The sequence below is a fragment of the Nonomuraea roseola genome (genome assembly GCF_039535395.1).
In the GTDB taxonomy this organism is placed as follows: domain Bacteria; phylum Actinomycetota; class Actinomycetes; order Streptosporangiales; family Streptosporangiaceae; genus Nonomuraea; species Nonomuraea roseola.
The window spans coordinates 3905288-3929320 of the sequence record NZ_BAAAXC010000015.1; the positions used below are offsets into that span (position 1 = coordinate 3905288).

Consider the following 24033-nt stretch of genomic DNA (forward strand, 5'->3'; position numbering starts at 1 on the left):
GTGAACGAGCGTTGGCTTCCCCGCATCCAGGAGGTCGGTGAGCGGCTGGCCGAGGAGTTCGCCTTGGCGCGGCGGCCTGCGACCGACGGTCCCCAGCCACACGAACTGCGTGCCTCCGATGCCGACAGGGATCGGGTGGCCGAGGTGCTCAACGAGGCGGCCGCCGACGGGCGGCTCGCCATGGACGAGTTCGAGGAGCGGCTCACGGCGCTCTACAGCGCCCGCACGCTGGGGGAGCTGGCCCGGCTGACCGCCGACCTGCTGCCCGCCGACGAGCAGCCGTTCAGGCTGGACGGCAGACCCGTGTCGGCGATCTTCAAGAAGGAGCAGCGCGAGGGGCGCTGGGTGGTGCCCGCCGAGCTGCCCGTGACGGCGATGTTCGGCACGACCAAGCTCGACCTGCGTGACGCGATCATGCAGAACCGGCGCGTGGTGATCAACGCGACGCTCATGTTCGGCGGGCTGGAGATCCACGTCCCGGAGGGGGTGGAGGTGATCCGGGTGTCGAAGGACAAGACCGTGCGGCTGACCAGGCCTCAGGACGATCCCGACTGCCCGGTGATCGAGGTGCGGACCTCCAACTTCCTCGGCGAGGTCAAGGTCAAGGAGCCCCCGAAGCGCAAGCGCCGCCGCTGAACCCAGCCCGGAGGGGCCGATGGCTGGGGTTCAGGAGAGACCCCAGCCAGGCGGTCGGGGGCGGCTCAGCCCGCGGTGTCGAAGTTGATCGCGCTGTACGCGCGCAGCTTGCCCAGCTGGTGCTCGCTCTCCACCTTGCGGATCGTTCCCGAACGGCCGCGCATCACCAGCGAGTGCGTCACCGCCACCCCGCCGCGGAAGCGCACGCCGCTCATCAGCTCGCCCTGCGTGATGCCCGTGGCGGCGAAGAACACGTCGTCGGAGGTCACCAGGTCGTTGGTGGTCAGCACCCTGTCGAGGTCGTGGCCGGCGTCGAGCGCCCTGCGCCGCTCGGCGTCGTCCTGCGGCCAGAGCTTGCCCTGGATGATGCCGCCGAGGCACTTGATCGCGCAGGCCGCGATGACGCCCTCGGGGGTGCCGCCGATGCCGAGCATGAGGTCGACGCCGGTGCCCGCGCGGGCGGCCATGATCGCTCCGGCCACGTCGCCGTCGGGGATGAACTTGATCCGCGCCCCCGTCTCCCTGACCTCCTTGACGATCTGGTCGTGCCTGGGCCTGTCGAGGATGACCACGGTGACGTCGGAGGGAGAGGCGCCCTTCGCCCGCGCCACCGCCTGGATGTTCGTGGCGACGGGCGCGTTGATGTCCACGACGCCCGCGGCCTCGGGGCCCGTGACCAGCTTCTCCATGTAGAAGACCGCCGAGGGGTCGTACATCGACCCCCTGGAGCTCACCGCGATCACCGAGATGGCGTCGGGCATGCCGAGCGCGGTCAGCCTGGTGCCGTCGATCGGGTCGACGGCCACGTCGCAGTCGGCGCCGCTGCCGTCGCCGACGCGCTCGCCGTTGAAGAGCATCGGCGCGTGGTCCTTCTCGCCCTCGCCGATCACCACCACGCCGTTCATCGACACCGTGCTGATGAGCTGGCGCATCGCGTTGACGGCGGCTCCGTCGGCGCCGTTCTTGTCGCCACGGCCGACCCAGCGGGCCGCCGCCATCGCGGCCGCCTCTGTGACCCTGACCAGCTCCAACGCCAAGTTACGATCGGGTGCGTGCTCGCCGGTGGCGAGGGCAGGAGGAACGGACGTCTCGGACATGGTGATGGGCCTCCTCGTGGGACAACTGACTCGATCGTAGTTGCCCCTCCATGCCCGGTCAGCGGAGGATAATGTGCCTGCCATGAGCAGCGATGTGGAACGCCTGGCGACAGGGCGGGGCGCCGCCACCCGCGCGGCCCTGCTCGACGCGGCTCGCGAGGTGTTCGTGGAGAAGGGCTTCGCCGAGTCGGGCGTCACCGACGTCGTCGCGAAGGCGAGGGCCAGCGTCGGCAGCCTCTACCACCACTTCTCCGGCAAGGCCGACCTCTACCTGGCGCTGTTCGAGGAGTTCCAGACCCGGCAGTCGCAGCGAACCAAGCAGGCGGCGCGCGAGCTGCGCGCCTCGGGCGAGAACGACCCGATGCGCGTGTTCGTCGCCGCGGCCCGCGCCTACCTCGAGGGGTCGCTGGAGGAGCGCGAACTGGCCGCGCTGTTCCTGCGCGGCGACGGCCCTCCCGGGTTCGAGGTCATCATGCGCGACAGGCTGCGCACCTGGGCCAAGCTCAACGCGACCCTGTTCGAGGGCGACGACGCCCTGGTCGTGGTCATCACGGGCGCGCTGGCCGCCGCCGTCTCCGAGGTCGTGCTGTCGGAGGACGAGAGCGCCGCGCGCCGTCTCGCCGACGACGTGCTGGCCATCATCGGCCGGATTCAGCCGGTCACTTCGGCGGGCGGCGCCCCCACCGGGTAACCTCGGCGTTCGTGCGACGGTTCACTCAAGGTTTCTACGGCTACGCGTTCGCCCTGCTGGTCTGCATGGGCCTCGCCGTGATCATTGTGGTGTCCGCGCCCACGGGCAGGGAGGGGCAGCACGTCCCGCGCCTCGACTACACGATCACCGTGGCCAACTACAACAGGTCGGTGCCGCACGAGGTGCGGGCGCCCGCCAAGGATCCCGCCGACTGGATCCCCAACAGCAACAGGATCGCCAAGGGCGCCGACGGCTCGTCGGTCCTGTCGGTCGGCTACGCCACGGCTCCCGACGCCGAGGGCGAGCGCCACCACGCGATGATCGTCCAGGGGTCGGAGAAGCCCGCCCCCGCCTTCGCCAGCCGCATCGCCAACACCGACAAGGCCATCGGAACCGTGCAGATCGCGGGAGAGAGCTGGGAGAAGCGCTTCCGCGAGGACAAGAACCAGCGCACGCTGGTCCGCTTCCTTCCCGACGCCACGCTGATGGTCACGGGCACGGCCGACTGGCCCGAGCTCACCGCGCTGGCCACCGCCCTGAAGCCGCAGCCCAAGCCCACGAGCTGAGATCCGGCCGCCGGCGCGTCCTCCTGCTGGTCGAGCAGGGCGGCGGCGCGCATCACGCCACGTCCATCTCCCGCTCTCGGGCCGCTCCTGACCGATCGTCCTTCCGCGCCGCCACGATGATGAGCGCCCCGGAGATGACCCCGGCGAAGTACGGGCTCGGCACGAGGAGGACGCCGCCCAGCAGACACCACGCCGCGAGGCCCCAGCCGATCCCGGCGGGCACGGTCACCCCGCGTCCCGCGAGGTGCCATGTCAGGCAACCCAGGAGAATCAGGGGCACGGCGAAGCTCCCAGGACCGGCCCAGAAGGTGACGCTGTTTCGGAAGGACTCCACCGTCTCGTCCCCGTCCGCGAGCATGAGCGGGACTGCTGCCCACACCCCCCGATCCACCCAGCCGGTGACGCTCTCCCAGGCGGTGAGCGCCAGCAAGGACAGGTGCCCCACTCCCAGCACGAGCATGATCCCGCTCGCCCCGCGGAGCAGCCGCTTTCTGGACTTCATCGTGACTTCCCTTCTTCGTACTCCGCCTCCGCATGGTTGCGGTGGCGTCAGGCTCGTTCCCAGCGCCGGGTCGGGGCCGGGTGGACGATGAGGTATCGGAAAGGCCGCTTCGCGGTGCTCCGGCGATCGGCGTCGCTGCGAGTGTCGTCGGGACGTCGTCAGGCGCGGCTCCCGGAGTGCGGAACGGCCACGCATCCCCGACCGCGAAGTCACTCGTGGGTTCGTGGATGCGCCACGGCCGCTCGGTGTGGGTGGCTCTGCGAGTCCCGGCACGGTTCGGCCTCTCCGATTTATACGGTGTCGTACATTTCATGTGTACGGTAACGTACAAATGAATCGCCCAGCAATGGAGGTGGCCCGATTCCTGCTGTGGCCCGCACGACACGAGCTCGCTGGATCGAGGAGGGCCTCGAAGCCCTCGCCCAGGGAGGACCCGACGCCGTCCGCATCGAGACGCTCGCCGCCAAGCTCGGCGTGACGAAGGGCGGGTTCTACGGATACTTCAACGGCCGTCCCGCGTTGCTCGCCGAGATGCTCGACGAGTGGGAACGCCGCTGCACCAGGGAGATCATCGCCCAGGTCGACGCTGAGGGCGGCGACGCCGTCGAGAGGATCAGGCGCGTCGGTCAGCTGAGCTTCTCAGAGGACTTCCACCGGATCGATCTCGCGGTCCGGGCCTGGGCCCGCCACGACCAGTCCGTGGCGGAGCGCCTGCGGCGTATCGACAACGAGCGCATGGAGTTCCTGCGCAGGATGTTCGGCACCTTCATCACCGACCCCGACGAGATCGAGGCGCGTAGCACTCTGGCGTTCGCGCTGGCGATCGGCCGCCACTTCATCGTCGTGGACCACCCTGGGTACACCAGGCGCGAGGCCGTCCACCTGGCCGGAGAGCACCTCTTGCGCCCGCCGCGCTGAACGCCCGATTCGCGCCCTATCGCTAAAAGCCAGGCGGACCCTCGTGGTCGCCCGCCCGGACCGGCTCGGCGGCTCCGTCGTGCGCCCCCGGCGAGCGTCGTTCCCGGGCTCGAAGCCGCGCGCGGCCGGCCACGTGAGGATCACAGCAGGCGCAGCAGGTCGTCCAGGCCCGATTTGATCTGATCGGCGCTCATGCCGCGCTCGGCCTGCTGGTGCCCGATCAGGCAGGCGCTCAGCGGCGCGAGCAGGGCGTCGGCGAGGAAGCGGGCGTCGGCCCCCGGCCTGGCCTCGGCCAGCAGCGTGGCCAGGTGCGTGTGGTGGACCATGTAGGGGCCGCTGAACCTCGCCCTGGGCGAGCCCATCTCCAGCAGCATGAACAGTTCCTGCTGGGCCACCTTCCTGTCGACCAGCGCGTGGAGGAAGGCGCGGATCCGCTCGGCGGGCGGCGCGCCGGGGCCGATCGGTGGCGGCCCCGTCATGAACGCCTCCTGGAGCGCCCGCTCGCCCGCGTCGATGAGCGCGTAGATCAGCCCCGATCTGTCGCCGAAGCGCCGGTAGACGGTGCCGACGCCGACGTTCGCCTCACGGGCCACCTCGTCGAGGGAGAGGTTCGAGGCGCCGTTGGCCTCGACCATCCTGGTCGCGACCTCGATGATCTTCTGGCGGTTGCGCGCGGCGTCCGCCCGCTCGGCAGGAGGCTGGCCCGCGATCGGCAGTTCACGCGTCATCGCTGCATCATAGTGCTTGTAAGCGGAGGCATCTCCGGTTATCCTCCGATCCGGAGATATTTCCACTTAGAGGAGAGACTTGCCATGCCGTCCGAGTTCAATGAGAAGGTCATCGAGGAGTTCCGCGCCAACGGCGGCAGGGTGGGCGGTTACTTCGAGGGCTCCAAGCTGCTCCTGCTGACGACGACCGGCGCCAAGAGCGGCAACCGCGTCACGACGCCGGTGATGTACCTGCCTGACGGCGACCGCATGGTGATCATCGCGTCGAACGCGGGCGCCGACAACCACCCCGCCTGGTATCACAACCTGCTGGCCAACCCCGATGCGACGGTGGAGGTCGGCACCGAGTCCTTCGAGGCCAAGCCCGAGCACATCGAGGGCGAGGAGCGCGACCGCCTCTACGCGGCCATGGTCGCCGTCGCCCCCGGCTTCGCCGAGTACGAGGCCAAGACCAGCCGCCGCATCCCCGTGGTGGCGCTCCACAGGGCGGCCTAGAAGGGCGCGTCGTCGTCCTGCTGGCCGGGCTCGGCCCTGCGGGCCATGGCGGCGGCCAGCTTCACCCTGGCGCCCTGCAGCCACTCCTCGCAGATCGCCGCGAGCTTCTCGCCCCGCTCCCACAGCTCGATGGACTGCTCCAGGGTGAGCCCGCCGGTCTCCAGCCTGCGCACCACCTCGGTCAGCTCCTCGCGGGCCTGCTCGTACGACGGCGTCTCGTTCTTAGCCACCGCACCACCCTAGGGCGCGCACCCGACAGATTCATCCGCACACCGCCGCTCACCGTCGTGCGCTCCACCCGCTGCGCGCCCACCCCGCCATCTTGTGCGCTCCACCGTCTGGTGGGCTCCACCTCGTTGTGTGCCCCCGCGCCCGCCATCTCGTACCGTCCACCGTCTCGTGCGGCGACGCCCACCATCTCGTACGGCAAGCCGCCCACGCGCCTCCGCGGTCACGGGGGTGCCGTCCGCCGAAGGCGCGCCGCCCAGCAGGACTCCGGTGACCCGCCGTCACGGCGCCCACCAACCCTCGAACACCTCGACGGGCTCTCGACAGGCTCCAACCGCCACCTCGGACCCTGGCTCCCCTCGGACCCTGGCTCCCCTCGGACCCTGGCTCCCCTCGGACCCCGACCTCGCGCACCCTGGCACCCCGGACCCTGGCACCCCGGATCGGTTGCGTCAGTCCTTGACGGTTCCGGCTCGCATGCTCGGTCTGCGTGTCGACGGCGTTGGACGGGTGGGTCAGGGCTCGGCGGGTTGGTCCGGGTCGACCGTCACGGGGAGTCTGCCGTCGGGGAGTCTGATCGTGAGCTGGTCGCCTGGCGAGACGTCCCGCGCCAGCCGTACGACATCGCCCGACGGATGTTGCACGATCGCGTAGCCGCGCTCCAGCGTCGCCGCGGGAGACAGGGCGACCAGCCGGGCCCGCAGGTGGACGAGATCGTCCTCCGCGCGGTCGAGGGAGCCGCCCATGACCCTCCTGGTGCGCTCCCTCAAGGCGTCGACCTGCTCGGCCCGCCGTTCGAGCTCCCTGACGGGATCGGCCAGCGACGGACGGGAGCGGACCGAGGTGAGCCAGGCCAGCTCCCTGTCGAGCCACCCGCCCATCACCCGCCGCCCCCTGTCGCGCAGCTGCTTGACGAGCGTGAGCTGCTCGCCGACGTCGGGGACGACCTTCTTGGCCGCGTCGGTCGGCGTGGAGGCGCGGACGTCGGCCACCAGGTCGAGCAGCGGGCTGTCCTGCTCGTGCCCGATGGCGCTGACGACCGGGGTGCGGCAGGCCGAGACCGCGCGGACCAGCGACTCGTCGGAGAAGGGCAGCAGATCCTCGAGCGAGCCGCCGCCGCGCGCGATGACGATGACGTCGACCTCGGTGTCGGCGTCGAGCTTGCGCAGCGACTCGGTGACCTCGCCGACCGCGTAGGGGCCCTGGACGGCCACCTGCTCCACCTTGAACCGGACGGCCGGCCACCGGCGACGGGAGTTCTCCAGGACGTCGCGCTCGGCGGCGGAGTCGCGCCCGCAGATCAGGCCGATCGTGCCGGGCAGGAAGGGCAGGCGGCGCTTGCGGTCGGCGCTGAACACACCCTCCGCCGCGAGCACCTGCCGCAGCCGTTCGAGACGGGCCAGCAGCTCGCCCACCCCGACGGGGCGGATCTCCAGCGCGGTGAAGGCGAACGAGCCCCTGTTGACCCAGAAGTCGGGCTTGACGTTGACCACGACACGCGCCCCGTCGGCGGGACGGGGCACGGCGGCCTCGTAGACCCCGCGCGGGCAGGTGACTCTGGCCGAGACGTTGGCGACAGGGTCGCGCAGGGTCATGAAGACCGTGCCGCCACGCGCCGTCAGCTCGGTGATCTGGCCTTCCACCCACACCGTGCCGAGCTTGCCGATCCAGCCCGCGACCATCTGCAGGACGGTGCGGACCGGTAGGGGCTGTTCCGGTGTGGTCTTCGCGCTCATGGAAGGAAGGCTAGAGGGCGCGACCGACTATTCGGCGGCGTCGAGCTTGGTGAGGCGGTTCTCGTACATCCGCACGACCTCCGCGCGGGCGCTGGTGGCCCTCTCGAAGGCGAGCATGTCCTGGATCTGCGCCGCGGACTTGCCGCGCATCCTGGCGCGCAGCGAGGCCACGGTGAGGTCGGCGTATCCGGGCAGCGGCTCGATCAGCTCGCGCTCCTTGGCCGCCGCGGCGGACTCGGCCTCCTCGGCGACCGCCGTGGTGGCCTTGGCCGCCTTGGCCAACCCCGCCTCCGCCTCGACCTTGGGCGCGGTCGTGGGCTCGGCCTCGAGCTTCGCCTTGGAACCGGCCTTGGTCTCGGTCGTGGCCTCGGGCTCGGCGGTGGCGGGGGCCTGCTTGGCGGCCTTCGCGCTCTTCGCGGGCTTCGCGGCCTTGGTTGTCGCGGTGGCCTTGGCGGGCTTGGCAGCCTTGGCAGGGGCCTCGGCGACGGCTTCGGCCACCGCGTCGGCCACAGCCTCGGCGGGCGGCGCGGCGACGGTCTCCACGGCGACGGCGGGCTTGGCCTCACTCTCGGCGGGGGCGGCGGACGCGGGCTCGGCCGTGACGGCGGACGCGAGCTTGGCCTTGGAGTCGGTGGAAGCGGCAGTGGCCGGCTTCGTCTTGGGCTCGGCCGAAGCGGCGGAGGGCTTGGCCTTGGGCTCGGCCGGAGCCGCGGGCGCGGGGCTGGTCCTGGACTCCGTCGAAGTCGAAGCCGAAGCCGCGGGCTTGGCCTTGCTCTCGGTCTGAGCGACGGGCGAGGGCTCCGTCTCGGCCGGGGTCGAGGTCGAGGTCGAGGTCGACGTCGGGGTCGAGGCGGGGGCCGCGGGGGTGGGCGCAGAAGTTTCGGGGGCGGCGGTGCTGTCAGCCGGGGTGACGGGCTCGGGCTTGGCGGCCGAGCCGTTCGCGCTGCCGTCCCTGGAGGGCGTGAAGATGACAGGCTCGGGCTTCGCGGGCTGCTCGGCGGCCGGCTTGTCCTGGCGGGGCGCGAAGATGACAGGCTCCCTGCGGGCCGGCTTCTTCTCCTCCTCCACCTCGGCCGTGGCCGCCGTCTTCTCGGTGGCGGAGGAGCGCTCGCTCTCCTCTTCCTCCTCGTTCCTGCCCGCCAGCCCCTTGACGGCGTTCTTCACCCGGTCGGCGAACAGAAGGGCCTGACCTGCGGCGCTGAGCGTCGTCTGGATGACGAACAGCGGCACCTCCTTCGCCTTCTCCTTGAGCTCTTCACGATTGGTGACGGTTTTAGCGATGTTGCGGACAACGTCACTGAGAGACATGCCGGGCTCCCTGGGAGGTCAGTATTGGACAGCCAGTCTGGCAAACGCCCGTATCGGCGGGCACGGGCGGGCCGGGTGGCCTCTCCACGTAGCATAGGAACATGGAGCCAAAGACCCCCGCCCGACGTGTACTCGTAGCCAAACCGCGAGGCTACTGTGCTGGAGTGGATCGTGCAGTCGAGGCGGTCGAGAAGGCCCTCGAGCAGTACGGCGCGCCGATCTACGTGCGCAAGCAGATCGTGCACAACACCCACGTCGTCAGGACGCTGGAGGAGCGTGGCGCCATCTTCGTCGAGGAGACCGCCGAGGTTCCCGAGGGCGAGATCGTGGTGTTCTCCGCTCACGGCGTCTCCCCGATGGTCCACGCGGAGGCCGGTCAGCGGCAGCTGCGCACGATCGACGCCACCTGCCCGCTCGTCACCAAGGTGCACAACGAGGCCAAGCGCTTCGCCAACCAGGACTACGACATCCTGCTCATCGGTCACGAAGGGCACGAGGAGGTCGAGGGCACCGCGGGTGAGGCTCCCGACCACATCCAGCTCGTCGACGGTCTCGACTCGGTCGACAGGATCCAGGTGAAGGACCCGAGCAAGCTGGTGTGGCTCTCCCAGACGACGCTCTCGGTCGACGAGACCATCGAGACCGTCACCAAGCTCAAGGAGCGCTTCCCCACGCTGCTCGACCCGCCGAGCGACGACATCTGCTACGCCACCCAGAACCGCCAGGTCGCGGTGAAGGAGATCGCGGCGCAGTCGCAGCTGGTCATCGTGGTCGGCTCGGAGAACTCCTCCAACTCCAAGCGTCTGGTCGAGGTCGCCAAGGGCTTCGGCGCCGCCTCCTACCTCGTCGACAACGCCTCCTTCGTCAAGGACGAGTGGCTCGAAGGCGTCACCACGGTCGGCGTCACCAGCGGCGCCTCGGTGCCCGAGGAGCTGGTCGACGGCGTGCTGGCCTATCTGGCGGGCCACGGTTTCGCCGACGTCGAGGAGGTCGAGTCGGTCAAGGAGAGCATGCGCTTCGCCCTGCCGCACGAGCTGCGCAAGGACCTTCGCGCGGGCTAGCCTCCACCACCTCGAAAGCCCTCGAGCCCGAACCGGCCGGGGGCTTTCCTGCTCCTCGAGGTGGTCGGAGGAGCGGCTATTCGTCCGTGACGCGCGGCGTGCCGTACACCTTGGGCTCGAAGTAGCCCTCGGGCTCGGGGGCGAAGGCCTTCTCCTTGCTGGCGCGGGGGCGCGGCACGTCCACGCCTGCCCGCAGCTCCTCACGCAGCTCGCGGACGTTGGCGGGCAGCCCGCGCTTCCACGCGACGGCCAGCACCAGCGCCGAGCCGGCGAACAGCCAGGGCGCGCCGGCCGACAGCGAGGTGAACAGGCCGAGCGCGAGCGCCTGCGCGAGCGAGGCGTTGCCGAGCGCGCGGCCCAGCTCGACGATCAGCGTGGCCACGAAGAAGATCATCGGTGGTGTGACCACCAGCGACAGCAGTTCGCGCGGGTTGACCAGTGTGACGCCGACCAGGCACGAGCCGATGAAGGCGAGCCCCACGAGGATCGGCATGTCGAGCAGCGCGGCCAGCACGTAGCCGGCCAAGGTGCCGATGAGGACGAGCGCGATGGCTCCGCGGGCTGTCAGCCTGACGGCCGAACGCCTGCCTTTGTCACTCATGAGCCCGCCCCCCTTACCAGCGACCTGCCGCCATCGTGCGTCAGGACAGGTCGCCAGCCAACTTACCGTTCGCGTGAGATATCAGAGACGAGGTTTCCAGCAGTTCGGGGGAGGCGAGGGGTCGCGGCAGGTGCTCGAGCATGTCGGGGGAGTCGAGCTCACCGTCCACGACGCCCAGATCGTGTAGTTTGCGCGCCGTGACCAGCACCCTGCTCTCCAGGGAGCCGACGGTCTTGTTGTAGGACTCCACGGCCCTGGTGAGCGCCTTGCCGAGCGACTCGACGTTGCGCCCGAGCGACGACAGCCGCTCGTAGAGCTCCTTGCCCAGCTCGAAGACGGCGCGGGCGTTCTCGCTGAGCGCCGCCTGCTGCCAGGCGTAGTGCGCGGTGCGCAACATGGTGATCAGCGTGGTGGGAGTCGCGATGTGCACGCGCTTGTGCAGCGCGTACTCCAGGAGCGAGGGGTCGCGCTCCAGCGCCGGCGCGAGGAAGGCCTCGCCGGGGATGAACAGCACCACGAACTCGGGCGAGGGGTTGAAGGACTGCCAGTAGGCCTTCGCGGCTAGGCGGTCGACGTGCTCGCGGACGTGCCTGGCGTGGGCGTCGAGCCGTACCGAGGCCAGTGACTCGTCGCCGGTCTCCGCGGCCTCCAGGTAGGCGGCGAGGGAGACCTTGGAGTCGACGACGATGTTCTTCCCGCCGGTCAGCCGTACGACCATGTCGGGACGGTGGGCGCCCTCGACGACCTGCTCGTCGAAGTCGCAGAAGCGCTGCATGCCGGCGATCTCGGCCACCCTGCGCAGCTGGAGCTCACCCCACCGGCCCCTGGCCTCCGGCCGCTGCAGCGCCCGCACCAGCGCCGTGGTCTGGGAGCGCAGCTGGTCGTTGCTCTGCCTGACGTACTCCATCTGCTGCGTCAGCTCGGCACGGGCGGCCCTGTGCCCCGACTCGGTGTCGCGCAGCTGGCTCTCGACCCGGGCCAGCAGGTCCTTCAGCGGGTCGACCAGGTGCTCGACGGCCTGCCTGCGCTGGTCGAGGTCGCCGGTCGCCTCCGCCCTGCTGGCGGACATGCGGGTCTCGGCCAGCTCGAGGAAGCGGATGTTGTTGACGTCGAGGGCGCGCGTCGACAGCGACTGGAAGCGCTCGGCCAGCTGCTCCTCGACGTAGACGAGCTTGTCGGCGGCGGCCTTGGCGCGGGCGTCGGCCTCGGCCACGCGTACGGCGGCGCGGGTCCTGGCCAGGAGGAAGCCGACCGCGATTCCGAGTGCGAGGCCGATGAGGAGCGAGACGACATCCATTGTCCGCATCATTCCAGGGGGTCGTGGTCAAGGTCGTCCCGACACGCCTGCCGCATTCCGCTTGTGCGCGACGTCCACGTCACTCAGAGTACCCGTATGGTCACCGGTCGGAAGATGATGGTCGCGCTAGCCGCCACGGTCGTCGTCGCGGCGCTCGTCGTCGCCGCAGCGGGAGCGGTCATCGCCGCCCGCGGGCGCGACACGGGACAGAGCGCCATCACCGGCTCGCCCACGCAGCGCACGCTGGTCTGGGCGCCGGGCGCGTGCGTGAGCAGGAACGGGTCGAGGTTCGACCTGACCGCGTGCAACGGCGGCCACGCCGAGGTGCTGGCCCTCGCCGCCGACCCGCCAGGCCTCGACGGCTGCCCCGCCGACACCGACGAGATCGTCCGCGTGGGCAAGGGCAGGACCGCCTGCCTGCAGTACTTCCTCGATCCGCACCCCGGCCGCCCTGGCGGTGGCGGCGGCGTCCCGCGCGCGGGCGACTGTCTCGGCCGCGACGGCCGCGAGGTGCCCTGCTCCACCAAGGGTTGGTACGGCAGAGCGGTGGCCATCGTCTCCCGCATGGACGCCTGCCCCTCGGGAACGCTCGACGCGCTGACGATGGACGACAGCGTCGCCTGCCTGGGATCGGAGGGTCAGGTGCCGGTCGAGGGCGCCTGCGTGAGCTCGAAGGTGGCGCGGGTGTCGTGCGACTCCAGCCTGGCCTGGGCGAGGGTGACGGCCTTCGGGAAGTCGGGCGCCGACTGCCCCGAGGGCTCCGACCGTTACGTCACGGCACGAGGCGCATATCGGCCCGTGACCTGCCTGCACCTTCTGAGCAAGTAAACTCGGGCCACGTGAGCCTCAGTATCGGCATCGTCGGCCTGCCCAACGTCGGCAAGTCCACCCTCTTCAACGCGCTTACCAAGAGCGCCAACGCTCTCGCGGCCAACTACCCGTTCGCCACGATCGAGCCGAACGTGGGCATCGTGGGCGTGCCCGACGACCGTCTGGCGGTGCTGGCCAAGATCTTCGGCTCGGCCAAGATCCTGCCCGCGAAGGTCGAGTTCGTCGACATCGCGGGCCTGGTGAAGGGCGCCTCCGAAGGTCAGGGCAGGGGCAACCAGTTCCTGGCCAACATCCGCGACACCGACGCGATCTGCCAGGTGATCAGGGTCTTCAGCGACCCCGACGTCACGCACGTCGACGGCGAGATCTCGCCCAGGCGCGACATCGAGACGATCAACACCGAGCTGATCATGGCCGACCTGCAGACGGTCGAGAAGGCCATCCCTCGCCTGCAGAAGGAGGCGCGGACCAACAAGGACAAGAAGGCCGCGCTCGACGCCGCCGAGGGGGCGCTGAGGGTGCTGGAGACGGGCAAGACCATCTTCGAGAGCGGCCTTGACCGGGCCGAGCTGCGCGAGCTGCACCTGCTGACGGCCAAGCCGTTCCTCTACGTCTTCAACCTCGACGCGGACGAGCTGGTCGACACCGCGCTCAGGCAGCAGCTGTCGGAGCTGGTGGCGCCGGCGGAGGCGGTCTTCCTCGACGCCAAGATCGAGTCCGAGCTGGTGGAGCTGTCCGACGAGGAGGCGCTGGAGCTGCTGCAGTCCGTCGGGCAGGAGGAGTCGGGTCTCTCGCAGCTGGCGCGGGTCGGGTTCGAGACGCTCGGGCTGCAGACCTACCTGACGGCGGGTCCCAAGGAGACGCGCGCCTGGACGATCAGCAAGGGCGCGACGGCCCCCGAGGCGGCGGGCGTCATCCACACCGACTTCCAGCGCGGGTTCATCAAGGCGGAGGTCGTCTCCTTCGACGACCTGGTGGAGGTGGGCTCCATCGCCGGCGCCCGCTCGGCGGGCAAGGCCCGCATCGAGGGCAAGGACTACGTCATGCGCGACGGCGACGTCGTGGAGTTCCGCTTCAACGTGTGACCGGGTGGGCCCCGCTGAAAACCCCAGCCCGGCATGACCGGAACGGGTCCGGTACAACCGGGACAGTATGGGGCGTCAACCCCTTCCGGCTCTGGTGCGTCGAATCGTCACGGCGATTGCGCTGACTCGGGAGGACAGGTCATGATCCGTCGCATGCTCAGGAATCGGCGTCCCACCACGCCCTCGCTGGCGAGCATCAGTCTGGAAGAGGAGCTGACCCTGCTCAGGGTGGAGCTGATGTACGGCCTCCGCGTCAACAGGGAGGCCTATCTCCGCAGGAAGATGGAGGAGCGCGAGGAGGTGGTGCGCAGGATGCACCACCGCGACGCCCAGGCCATGCTCGCCGACCTGCGCCGCCGCCTCGACAAGGTGAAGCCGCAGGGCGACGCGCCGAGGGTGATCGATCTGCGAACTCGGCGGCACCTGCGCTCGGTCGACGGGCCTGGCACGGCCTGAGCACCCCCGCTGACCAGGCCAGCTGTCTCCAGGAGGCGCGGCTTATACCAAATGCGCCGGTCGCGACAGTGCCTATGCTCTTTGGACAGCAATCTCTGGCCGTCGGGTAATGCGGCCATGCCGTCTGGCCTGGTCAAATGCCAATTCCACAGGAATGGGGCAGGAGTCAGCACTTCGCCCTGTCATGCACACTCGGTTTGCCCCCACGCGGCGATGCCTGCAGCATGGGCGTGGCTTTCCTGGAACAATTGGCGGGACTCGATAGGGTGACTGCTTCACCACGGATGATGCGACACCGCGCCAGCCGGGGGGATCGGCGCGAGCGGAGGCGTGATGGCTCGTAGGTCAACCGTCCAGCACGATCCTCGGATCGCTGGCGACCCCGAGCTTTCGGCATACCCAGAGTTCGACCAGGCGCCCCCCGGCGCCAGACGCGGCGCCAAGCGCGGCGGGTGGTCGGGCGGCGGCGGACGCTGGCTCGTCTGGACCGGCCGCGCCATTCTCTGGGCGCTTATCGTAGTTATCGTGGTCAATGGGGTTCGTGCACCATTTGAGCGATTTACCGAGTCGGGCGCACCCGCGGCGAATGTGCCCACGGCGACAGGTCAGGCATTTCCCTCCGAGCGCGCCTCCGCGTTCGCGACCCAGTTCGCCAGCATCTACCTCAACATGAAGTCCGAGGAGCTCGACACGCGCAGCAGGCAGCTGGCGCCGTACCTGCAGTCGGACGAGGACCCGCAGTTCGGCTGGGACGGCTACGGGCGCATGTTCGCCGCCAACCTCCAGCCGTTCGGCGTGGAGGTCGTCGACTCCAACAACGGGGTCGTCACGCTGGCCTTCCAGTCGGGCGCCCGCAGGTTCCTGCTGTCGGTGCCGGTCTACTACTCGGGCGGCAGGTTCGTGGTCTCGGGGCGTCCTGCGCTCCTGCCCGCGCCCGCCCCCGCCGACCTGCCGCAGGTGGCCCAGCCCGAGGGCGACGAGGCCGCCGAGGCCGAGCTCCGCCCGCAGCTGCAGGGTTTCTTCAAGGCCTACGCCGACGGCAGCTCCGACCTGTCGCGCTACCTCGTGGCGGGCAAGAGCCTGCCCAGCTTCGGTGGAGCCTTCACCTTCGTCGAGCTCAAGAGCGTCGTGGTGCCTGTGGGGGGTGCCACCAGAGAGATCCAGGCAGTCGTGGTGTGGGGCGTGCCGACCGGCGCGACCCCCTCGGCCACGCCCGGCGCCACCGACCCGAGCGCGGTCGGCGGCCGCCTCGAGCAGGCCTACCGCCTCACTGTCGAGAAGCAGGGCGACAAATGGTACGTCGAAGACATCCGCGGCGCCGGTCGGGCCGTTGGATAGACGCACGACCGCGCTGCTGATCGGTACCCCCCGGGAGGACCAGAGTGAAAACAATCATCCTGAACATGATCGAACTTGCGACGCCGTCGCCCGCCCCGACCGGCGTCAACACCGAGGGGCTCGCCGACTTCCTGCGCGCCTTCTTCGCCCCTCTCTTCCTCGTCGTCGTCTCCGTGGTCGCGCTGTTCTTCCTCTTCACGCGTGAGATCACGAGATTCGTACAGTTCCTGATTCTGGCCGTGGCGATCGGCGTGATCTTCTACGTTCCCAACATCATCGAGGTGACGGCCAAGGCGATCGCGGGGGCGCTCGGCATCAAGTGAGCACCTCTCCCTGTCGGTAACGGGAGGGTTGAGACCGCTCTGGGGCGGTCATTGAACGAGAGGCAGCGGCGGCTGCGAGCGAGGGCGGAGAGGAGGACCGCGTGGACCTGCCTACCTATACGAACATCTGGCGCATCGAGAAACGGCTGTACAAGCTGTACGACCTGCGGCTGCCCATGCCGCTCCCGATCGTCTGGATCGGCGTCTTCGTCGGCGTGCTCGCTCCTTGGTCGCTGTTGCTCTGGCTGGTGGGCATCTCCTTCGAGGCGCCGTGGCACGTGCTCTACCTGGTCCCGCCCGGCATCGTGACGTGGCTGTCGACCCGCCCCGTCATCGAGAGCAAGCGGCTCACCGAGCTTCTGCAGTCGCAGCTGCGCTACATGGGCGAGCCGCGCTCCTGGTGCCGCCTCACGCCCTCGGGCGAGCCCGAGACCGTCGTCTTCTCCGGCAGGGTATGGCGCGCCGCGCCCGCTCCGGTCCGGGTCAAGGCGCGCGCTGGGGCCCGCAGGCGCCAGGCCGTCCCTGTCGCCGACAAGGCCCGTGAGGTACGGCCCGCCGTCGCCGCCGCTGCCGCCGCCGCGGGGCGCGCTCCGGTCGCCGAGCCCGCCACCCTGCGCAAGGGCCTCGGCGGCGCGACAGGTCGCCGTCGCCGCGCCCTCGCGCCCGCTCTGACCCCCGAAACGGCTCAAGGGGCCGCACTGCCGCAGACAGCCGCCTCCGAGCCCCAGGCGCGACAGGACACGGCCTCCGAGCCCGCGGCGCAGCGCGGCGCGCCCTCCACACCGGTGGTACGGCAGGACACGGCTTCCGAGCCCGTGGTACGGCAGGGCGCGCCCTCGGGGACCGCTGCGCGGCGGGCGGAGCAGGATGTCGAGGCGCGTGAATCCTCACGCGTGGCCGAGGCTCCTCCCGCCGAGGCTCTTCCCGGGGCCGCCTCGGAGGTCGCTCTTCCCAGAGCCGCTTCCAGGGCCGAAGGGGCTCCTCGCGTGGGCGACGGGCCTCGTCCCGCGACCGCCTCCCGGTGGGGGTCGCGATCCGAGCCTTCGGAGCCGCCCGCCCCTACGCCCGCCAAGCCCATCGGCACGGAGGCGCTCCGGCGGCTGCGCAGGCTGGCCGCGACCGCGGACGCCCCCGCCCCCTCCGACCCCACCCCCGCCCTCCCCGCCGACCGCACACCCGCCCTCCCCGCCGACCGCAGGCCAGTCACCCCAAGACGCACCCCCGAGACCACCCCCGGCTCCGTCACCCCTGGCTCCGTCACCCCCGACCCGGTCGGCCCTGAGCTCGTCACGCCTGAGCTCGCCACCCCGAGCGCTCTCGGCCCCGATCCGGTCCCCGCCGAGCCCGCCGGCTCCCGGCCCGTGCGCGCCGAGGCTGTCGACCCCGACCCCGTGCGCGCCGAGGCCGCAGAACCTCGGCCCGTTGACGGGAAGAGCGCGGCGCCCGAAGACGCCCGTCCCAGGGACGCCCGTTCCGGGGCGGCCGCTCCCGAGGCGGTGGGTTCCGAGTACATCCGTTCCGAGGTGGCCGCTCCCGAGGCGGCGGGTTCCGAGAACATCCGTTCCGAGGCGGCCGCTTTCGAGACGACAGGTTTCGGGGACGCCCGTTCCGAGGCAGCCGATCTCGAGGCGGCGGGTTCCGGAACGACTGATCTCGAGGCGGTGGGTTCCGAGGAGGCCCGTTCCGAGGCGGCCGGTTCCGAGGTCGGGGCGTCCAAGGCGGTCGAGCCGGTGGCGGGCAAGGCCGGGGACATCGTGGACGTCGTCCAGGCCGAGGACCAGGCGCGCGATCAGCACCGCAAGGGACAGCCACCGAGGACCGGCGCCGTCGTCCTGCCCGCCTCGCCGCGGGTATGGCCGCCCACGCCTTCCGCCAAGCCGGCCTCGTCCGCCAAGCCCGTCACGCCCGTCTCCAAGCCCGTCACGCCGGTCTCGAAGCCGCGCGTCCTGCCCTCGATCGCCCAGGGCCTGCCGACGCCCGCCGAGACTCAGGACGGCCCCGCCCAGCCGGGGTCCCCGGCCACGCCGAGGCCCATCACCTCGACGCCCAAGCCGCCCCCCATGACACCCCCTCGAGGCGCCCCGCTCAGGAGCGCGCCGCCGACGGACACGCCCCCCAGGGCCACGCCGTCCACGAGCACGCCGCCCAAGGCGACTCCGCCCAAGAGCGCGCCGCCCGCCGGCACGCCGTCCAGGACCGCGGCGGAGCTGTCCAAGGCGCAGCCGCCTCCGCTCTCCATCAGGGCCGTCCCCACCGCGGGCGCCCCGACCGCTCCTGCCAACCCCGGCGCGGCCGTCCCCGGACCCCGCAACGAGGCCAGGGTGCGCAGGGTCGAGTCCGTGGTCGGACGCGACTCCTCAGGCGGCTGGCGCAGGCTCGCCCAGGTGGTCGTCGGCGGTGGCGGCAGCCGTACGGACGGGTCGGAGATCGACGAGGCGCGCACGCGCGCGGTCTTCGGCGGCAGCAGACGGGTCGTGGTGCTCGGGTGCACGGGCGGCGCGGGGCAGAGCACGACCGCGCTGATGCTCGGCCACACCTTCGCCCACCACCGTGACGACCGGGTGCTGGCGGTCGACGCCAGCACCGGCGGCACCACACTGACCAGCCGGATCAGGGTCGACTCGCCCGAGACGCTGACCAGCCTGCTGTCGGGGCTCGACCAGATCAGCGGTTATCTGAGCATGCGGGCCTTCACCACCCGCACGGGCAGCGGGCTCGAGGTCGTCGCGGCCGACACCGACATCGGCGCCGAGCAGCGTCTGGCCGACCGCACGCTCTACTCCGACCACCGGCTCGGGCAGGCGATGCGGCTGCTCGACCACCACTACAAGCTGGCCGTCATCGACCCCGCTCCTGCTCTGGCCGCGCGGGTACTGCCGTACGCCGACCAGTTGGTGCTGGTGGTGCCGGCGAGTGAGGACGCGGCCGAGGCGGTGGCGATGACATACGAGTGGCTCGACGGGCACGGCTGCGCGGACCTGCGCAGGCGGGCGGTCATGGTGGTCAACGGAGTGAGCAGGCGCAGCATGAACGACGTCGAGCAGGCCGAGGCGGTGGCCAGGGGCAGGTGCAGGGCCATCGTCAGGGTGCCGTGGGAGGACGACCTGGCGCAGGGCGGCACCGAGCCCGTGGAGCCAGGACGGCTGCGACCGGCGGGACGGCGGGCCTACCTCGCCATGGCCGGGGTCGTGGTCGCGGGATTCGCATCAGCACAGAGCACCCGTCCCAGCGAGGAGGAAGTGGCCCAGTGACCCCCCGGGCACCCAGTGAGAAGCGCGCAAGGCCGACCGCCATCGCAGCGGGCAACGGGCATGACGGAGGTATGGCGGTCTGATGAGCACGCTTCTCGCTGGCCAGCGAAGCTCATGCGCAGAGGGGGCGGCATGAGCAGGTCGACTCGGGCGCACCAGCGCCTGGCGGTCCGCTATTTCGACGATCGCATCCTGCTGACCGAGAGCTCCGCGTGGGCGTACTTCAGGCTGCCGACGGTCAGCTACGAGTTCGTCACGCCCGAGGAGCGCGAGGCGCTCGCCACCAACATCACGATCGCGCTGGCGGCCATCCGCATGCCGGACGCCGAGGTGCACCTGCGGGTCGCGCACCGCACCTATCCCGCGGCCGAGTGGGCGATGGCGCTCAACTCGACCTCGGACGAGGGTCCCGGCTGGCGCGACTACCTGGAGGAGATGTACCGGCACGTCTGGGCCAAGGACTTCTGGTCGAAGGAGGTCTACCTCGGCGTACGGCTGGGCCCCCGCGGCAGGCAGCTCGGCGCGGGCGTGCTGTCGCAGCTGTTCGGGTTCTACCAACGCAGCGAGAAGGCCCTCGGCCTCGACGACGACCACGTGCCCGACAGCGAGATCTCCAAGTGGACCGATCAGGCCGAGCGTCTGGGCAGGGCGCTGGCCTCCAGCGCCCTCTACGCCCGCCACGCCACGTCGGGTGAGGTCGCCTGGCTGTTCAGACACGCGGCGACGGCCTCGCTCGGCGATCCGCCCGCCAGCGCGAGCCCGAAGCGCCGCTGGGGGCAAGGCGAGATCGAGTCGCTGGTCGAGGGACAGATCCACAACGGCAGGTCGTTCCTGCGCATCGTGCAGCCGCAGGGCGACTCCTACGTGGCGCACCTGTCCTTCGCCCGCTTCCCCGACCTGATGCCCTTCCCCGACGGCGAGCCGTGGATGCACTTCGCCGACCAGCTCCCCTTCCCCGTGGAGGTCTCGAGCAGGATGCGGCTGATCCCGCCGGTGAAGGCGTCGAAGGACGTCGCGCGCAAGCTCGCGCACGCCCGCGACATGGACATCCACATCCGCGAGGCGGGCGCTGAGGCGCCGATCGCGCTGGCCGAGCAGATCGACGCGGCCCGAATGCTGGAGCACGGCATCACGAAGGAGCGGCTTCCCTTCGTGTACGGCTGGCACCGCCTCATCGTCAGCGCCCCGACCGAGGAGATCTGCCTCCAGCGCGTCGAGGCGGTCGTCGAGCACTACCGCGACATGGGCATCGACATCGTCAACTCCACGGGCGACCAGTTCTCGCTGTTCTGCGAGGCGCTGCCAGGTGAGAAGGTGACCGTCAACGCCTACGCCCAGCGCCAGCCGCTGCGCACGATCGCGGGTGGCATGGCGACCGCGACCGTCGACCTCGGCGACAGGATCGAGACCGAGGCGGGCTGGCACGGGCCGTACATCGGAGAGACCGTCGGCCGCGCCCGCAGCATCGTGCACTTCGACCCGCTGGTGGCCGCCTCGCGCAACAGGCCGACGGCCATCGCGATCACAGGGGAGCCCGGCGGCGGCAAGACCACGCTGGCGCTGCTGATGATCTACCAGATGGCTCTGCGGGGGGTGACGGTCGCGGTGATCGACCCCAAGGGCGACGCCGAGTCGCTGGTGCAGTTGCTGCAGAAGCGTGAGCGCAAGGCCAGGATCATCCCGCTGGGCTCGGCCTCGCCAGGGCTGCTCGACCCGTTCTCCTTCGGCGACGACATCGCGGCAAAGAAGACGATGGCGACCGAGACGCTGCGGCTGCTGCTGCCGCGCATGTCGGAGGAGCGCGAGTCGGCGATGATCCAGGCGGTCGCCGCGGTCTCCAACGCGCCCGATCCCTCTCTCGGCAAGGTCGTCGACTTCCTCGAGCACGCCGACGACGCGGCCTCCAAGAACCTCGGGGCCGTGCTGCGCTCGATGTCGGAGATGCACCTGGCCAGGCTCTGCTTCGACCCGTCCGGCGGCGAGCAGATCGACTCCGAGGGATGGACGACCGTCTTCACCCTCGGCGGCCTCACCCTGCCCGACGCGGCGACGGGCCGCGACGACTACTCCTACGAGCAGCGGCTGTCGGTGGCGCTGCTCTACCTCGTCTCACAGTTCGCCCGCAGGCTGATGAACGGCCTCGACCGGCGGGCGCCCAAGGCGATCTTCCTCGACGAGGCGTGGGCGATCACCTCCACGCCCGAGGGCGCCAAGCTGGTGCCCGAGGTCAGCCGTATGGGCCGCTCGCGCAACACCGCGCTCGTCCTGGTCTCGCAGAACGCAGGAGACCTCCTCAACGAGCAGGTGACCAACTGTCTCTCCTCGGTCTTCGCCTTCCGCTCCACCGAACGGGTGGAGGTCGACCACGTCATGGCGTTGCTGGGCGTGGAGGCCTCGGAGGAGCACAAGGCGGTTCTGCGATCTCTGGGCAACGGCGAATGCATTTTCCGTGATCTCGATGGCAGAGCGGGCCGCATAGGCGTAGACCTGATCTCCGACGAGCTGCTGCGGTGGCTCGACACGAACCCGACGCACGACAAACCCGGGGAGAACGTGCATGATCATATTCGCGGGGGAGTGACAGGAGCGCAGGAGGTACGTTCATGAAGGGCCGACTACGCCGGCGGCTGACGCTGGCGCTGGTGCTGCTCATCGGCGCACTGGCGCTCCCGCTCGCCCTGCCCTCGGGCACGGCGGCCGCCGCCGCTCCGTTCTGTGACCTTTCACCCGACCTCGCCCCGCAGCTCGTCGGCAGCGGTGTCGACGGCCTGCTGCAACCGCCGCCCCCCGAAGGGGCGGCGGCACCGCAGGCGACCACCAACTACGCCAGGTACGGCATGAGCGGCCAGTTCTGGCACACCGACGGGCTCGGGTGCAGCGACGTGGCCGCCGTGCTCGGCAACTCCTGGGCCAATATGATCTTCGACTGGGCGAAGGCCGTCGACCGGTTGACGATCACGACGTACCAGGCGGCGGCGACAGAGGGGCCGCTGCAGTCCATCAAGGACGTCGTCGACGACATCGTCGAGAACCTCGCCGACGCCATGTACTGGCCGTTCCTGCAGCCGATCATCATCCTGGCCGCCATCTGGCTGGCCTGGTACGGCCTGTTCAGGCGCAGGGCGTCGGTCACCACCGAGGCCGTCGTGTGGATGGTCCTCGCGGTCACCGTCGCGGTCTGGTTCTTCAGCCGTCCCGGGGACTTCACCGGGCTCGGCAAGATCGTCACGGACAAGACCACCGAGGTCGTCAACCAGGCCTTCTCCGGTCTGCCTGGCGCGGGCGGCACTTCCTGCCTGCCCAGCAAGGGCTCGGCGGACGAGAAGGCCGTGGAGGGCGGTTACGGCAGGACCGGCGTCCCCGGCGTCGACCAGAACGCCGACGCGCTGTGGTCCACCCTGGTCTGCAAGCCGTGGCTGGTCGGGCAGTTCGGCACCTCCGACCCCAACGCGCCGGTGATCCGCGACTTCGGCGCCAAGCTCCTCGACATCCAGGCGATCGACAAACAGGAACAGACGGGCCAGACGCCCAACAGCAACGCGCACCAGGCCGCCTACGAGGAGATCGCGACCCCGCTGCGCACCACCTCCATCTACTTCCTGTTCCAGGGCAAGGACTGGAGCGGCAGGCTCGGCATCGCCATCGGCGCGCTGCTGGCCGCGCTCATCGCGGGGCTGCTCATCTTCCTGGTGGCGGTCTCGCTGCTGGTGCTGAAGGTGGGCTTCCTGCTGTTGCTCATCATGGGGCCGGTGTTCCTGCTCATCGGCGTCCATCCGGGCAGCGGGCGGATCATCGCGATGCGCTGGGTGGAGATGCTGGTGGGCACCCTGCTCAGGCAGGCCGTCCTGGCGCTGGTGCTGGGCGTGCTCGTGTACGGCTACGCCCTGATCATCTCCACCGCGCTGCCATGGGGCATGCAGATCCTGTTCATGGCGCTGCTGACGATCGCGGTCTTCTTCTACCGGCGACCGTTCCAGCACCTGTTCGCCTCGATGAGCGGCCACACGCTCACCACCAGGATGCTCGGTGAGGCGGCGTCCTCGCCGATCCTGGAGCGGGCGGCCAACACGCTGCCGCCCGTCGCCGTGACCAAGGCGGGCCGCTGGGGCCTGCGCAAGGCCGAGCCGGTTCTGCAGGCGGCCGCCGCGGGCAGCACCGCGGGCGCCTCTGCCGCCGTGGGCGCCGCGGTCGCTCAGGGCAGGGTGAGGGGCGAGGAGGGGGCCGCCGCCGGCGGCGCCGCAGGCACCCGTGTGCCCGCGCCACTGGCCACCGACCCCGAGGGCAAGGGCGGCGCCAGGCCGGCGCCCGCCCAACGCGCGGGCGCGGCCCCACCGCTCAACCTCAGCACCGGCCGTACGGCGAGGCCGCCGCGTTCCGGTGCGGGCGCGGGCGGGCCGGGCGGGGGCGGTCCCGTCCGCTCAGGCGGCTCGGGCGGCTCAGGCGGCTCGGCGGTGTCCGGCGGTTCGGGAGGCTCCGGTGGTTCGGGAGGCTCCGGCTCCGGCGGCTCACGCGGCTCCGGCTGGTTCGGCGGCAGGTCCGGTGGCGGCTGGGCCTCGAGAAGCGGCTCGGGCGGCTCGTCCGGCGGATCCACCCGCTCGGGCGGATCGTCCGGCGGCTCGACGCGCTCGGGTCGTGGGTCTCGGTCGTCGGGTGGGCTGTTCGGCGGCGGGTCGGGCTCCTCTTCAGGCTCGTCGTCTCGCGGCTCGTCCCCCTCACGTGGTTCTTCGGGCGGATCCTCCGGCGGGGGACGCCCTGCTGACGTGCCCCAGGCCCGCTCCTCGGAGCCGCCGCCGCTGTGGCTGCCCAGCCGCAAGAGCGAGGGCAGGAGTGAGGAGCCTCCCGTGCCGTTCTGGCTCAGGCCCAACGGCCCTGACAAGGACTGACG

The 24033-nt window shown here is 70.7% G+C and carries 22 protein-coding genes; 14 read left to right on the forward strand and 8 right to left on the reverse strand.

Annotation, left to right across the window (positions count from 1 at the left end; translation table 11 throughout):
* Positions 1-636: a DUF1707 SHOCT-like domain-containing protein gene (locus ABFX55_RS42005; RefSeq protein ID WP_346129060.1), complete on the forward strand. Its 636-nt coding sequence runs from the start codon at positions 1-3 to the stop codon at positions 634-636.
* A gap of 65 nt (positions 637-701) precedes the next feature.
* On the opposite strand, the gene glpX is transcribed toward ABFX55_RS42005, so the two are convergent.
* Positions 702-1733 carry a class II fructose-bisphosphatase gene (glpX, locus tag ABFX55_RS42010; protein WP_183655405.1) on the reverse strand — a complete coding sequence of 344 codons (1032 nt, stop codon included), beginning with the start codon at positions 1731-1733 and terminating at the stop codon, positions 702-704.
* Between the two features lie 82 nt (positions 1734-1815).
* Here glpX and ABFX55_RS42015 point away from each other — a divergent pair, with 82 nt between their 5' ends.
* Both ABFX55_RS42015 and ABFX55_RS42020 read left to right on the forward strand, forming a co-directional pair.
* A complete protein-coding gene (locus ABFX55_RS42015; protein ID WP_346129062.1) occupies positions 1816-2424 on the forward strand; it encodes a TetR/AcrR family transcriptional regulator in 609 nt (202 codons plus the stop codon).
* Between the two features lie 11 nt (positions 2425-2435).
* A complete protein-coding gene (locus tag ABFX55_RS42020; protein ID WP_346129063.1) occupies positions 2436-2990 on the forward strand; it encodes a DUF4245 domain-containing protein in 555 nt (184 codons plus the stop codon).
* A 52-nt stretch (positions 2991-3042) separates the two neighbouring features.
* Here ABFX55_RS42020 and ABFX55_RS42025 read toward each other — a convergent pair whose 3' ends face one another.
* Positions 3043-3492 carry a DUF6463 family protein gene (locus ABFX55_RS42025; protein ID WP_346129065.1) on the reverse strand — a complete coding sequence of 150 codons (450 nt, stop codon included), beginning with the start codon at positions 3490-3492 and terminating at the stop codon, positions 3043-3045.
* A 369-nt stretch (positions 3493-3861) separates the two neighbouring features.
* On the opposite strand from ABFX55_RS42025, the gene ABFX55_RS42030 reads away from it, so the two are divergent.
* Complete coding sequence (locus ABFX55_RS42030) at positions 3862-4410, forward strand: TetR/AcrR family transcriptional regulator (protein WP_346129066.1); 549 nt, start codon at positions 3862-3864, stop codon at positions 4408-4410.
* 140 nt (positions 4411-4550) lie between these two features.
* Here ABFX55_RS42030 and ABFX55_RS42035 read toward each other — a convergent pair whose 3' ends face one another.
* Positions 4551-5138, reverse strand: a complete 588-nt coding sequence (locus ABFX55_RS42035) for a TetR/AcrR family transcriptional regulator (protein WP_346129068.1) — start codon at positions 5136-5138, stop codon at positions 4551-4553.
* An 84-nt stretch (positions 5139-5222) separates the two neighbouring features.
* Here ABFX55_RS42035 and ABFX55_RS42040 point away from each other — a divergent pair, with 84 nt between their 5' ends.
* Positions 5223-5633 carry a nitroreductase family deazaflavin-dependent oxidoreductase gene (locus tag ABFX55_RS42040; protein WP_346129070.1) on the forward strand — a complete coding sequence of 137 codons (411 nt, stop codon included), beginning with the start codon at positions 5223-5225 and terminating at the stop codon, positions 5631-5633.
* On the opposite strand, the gene ABFX55_RS42045 is transcribed toward ABFX55_RS42040, so the two are convergent.
* From ABFX55_RS42045 to ABFX55_RS42055, 3 genes are all read right to left on the reverse strand, one after another.
* Complete coding sequence (locus ABFX55_RS42045; RefSeq protein WP_183655422.1) at positions 5630-5863, reverse strand: exodeoxyribonuclease VII small subunit; 234 nt, start codon at positions 5861-5863, stop codon at positions 5630-5632. The two genes, ABFX55_RS42040 and ABFX55_RS42045, sit on opposite strands and share 4 nt — an antisense overlap.
* 513 nt (positions 5864-6376) lie before the next feature.
* Entirely contained in the window at positions 6377-7597 is a 1221-nt protein-coding gene (xseA, locus tag ABFX55_RS42050; RefSeq protein ID WP_346129072.1) for an exodeoxyribonuclease VII large subunit, read from the reverse strand.
* Between the two features lie 27 nt (positions 7598-7624).
* Positions 7625-8905, reverse strand: coding sequence for a hypothetical protein (locus tag ABFX55_RS42055; protein WP_346129073.1), 1281 nt, complete (start codon positions 8903-8905; stop codon positions 7625-7627).
* Between the two features lie 101 nt (positions 8906-9006).
* Here ABFX55_RS42055 and ABFX55_RS42060 point away from each other — a divergent pair, with 101 nt between their 5' ends.
* Complete coding sequence (locus ABFX55_RS42060) at positions 9007-9966, forward strand: 4-hydroxy-3-methylbut-2-enyl diphosphate reductase (RefSeq protein ID WP_346129074.1); 960 nt, start codon at positions 9007-9009, stop codon at positions 9964-9966.
* Positions 9967-10042: 76 nt separating this feature from the next.
* Here the strand turns inward: ABFX55_RS42060 and ABFX55_RS42065 are convergent, their stop codons facing one another.
* Complete coding sequence (locus ABFX55_RS42065) at positions 10043-10567, reverse strand: DUF6542 domain-containing protein (protein ID WP_346129076.1); 525 nt, start codon at positions 10565-10567, stop codon at positions 10043-10045.
* A 40-nt stretch (positions 10568-10607) separates the two neighbouring features.
* On the reverse strand, positions 10608-11864 hold the full coding sequence (locus tag ABFX55_RS42070) for a DNA recombination protein RmuC (RefSeq protein WP_346129077.1): 1257 nt from the start codon (positions 11862-11864) through the stop codon (positions 10608-10610).
* Between the two features lie 96 nt (positions 11865-11960).
* Between ABFX55_RS42070 and ABFX55_RS42075 the strand changes: the two genes are divergently transcribed.
* From ABFX55_RS42075 to ABFX55_RS42110, 8 genes are all read left to right on the forward strand, one after another.
* The gene (locus ABFX55_RS42075) at positions 11961-12692 is read left to right on the forward strand and encodes a hypothetical protein (RefSeq protein WP_346129079.1); all 732 of its coding nucleotides are present in this window, start codon (positions 11961-11963) and stop codon (positions 12690-12692) included.
* 11 nt (positions 12693-12703) lie between these two features.
* Positions 12704-13780, forward strand: coding sequence for a redox-regulated ATPase YchF (gene ychF / locus ABFX55_RS42080; protein ID WP_346129081.1), 1077 nt, complete (start codon positions 12704-12706; stop codon positions 13778-13780).
* A gap of 153 nt (positions 13781-13933) precedes the next feature.
* Positions 13934-14236, forward strand: coding sequence for a hypothetical protein (locus ABFX55_RS42085; RefSeq protein WP_346129083.1), 303 nt, complete (start codon positions 13934-13936; stop codon positions 14234-14236).
* A 588-nt stretch (positions 14237-14824) separates the two neighbouring features.
* Positions 14825-15574: a conjugal transfer protein gene (locus tag ABFX55_RS42090; protein ID WP_312895800.1), complete on the forward strand. Its 750-nt coding sequence runs from the start codon at positions 14825-14827 to the stop codon at positions 15572-15574.
* A 65-nt stretch (positions 15575-15639) separates the two neighbouring features.
* Positions 15640-15897, forward strand: coding sequence for a hypothetical protein (locus ABFX55_RS42095; RefSeq protein ID WP_183655442.1), 258 nt, complete (start codon positions 15640-15642; stop codon positions 15895-15897).
* Positions 15898-15998: 101 nt separating this feature from the next.
* On the forward strand, positions 15999-19148 hold the full coding sequence (locus ABFX55_RS42100; RefSeq protein ID WP_346129084.1) for a TcpE family conjugal transfer membrane protein: 3150 nt from the start codon (positions 15999-16001) through the stop codon (positions 19146-19148).
* 132 nt (positions 19149-19280) lie between these two features.
* Complete coding sequence (locus tag ABFX55_RS42105) at positions 19281-21755, forward strand: ATP-binding protein (RefSeq protein ID WP_183655446.1); 2475 nt, start codon at positions 19281-19283, stop codon at positions 21753-21755.
* Positions 21752-24031 (forward strand): type IV secretion system protein, encoded by a 2280-nt coding sequence (locus ABFX55_RS42110; RefSeq protein WP_346129085.1) that lies wholly within the window; start codon positions 21752-21754, stop codon positions 24029-24031. The genes ABFX55_RS42105 and ABFX55_RS42110 overlap by 4 nt, the downstream gene beginning before the upstream one ends.
* Positions 24032-24033 lie beyond the last annotated feature (2 nt).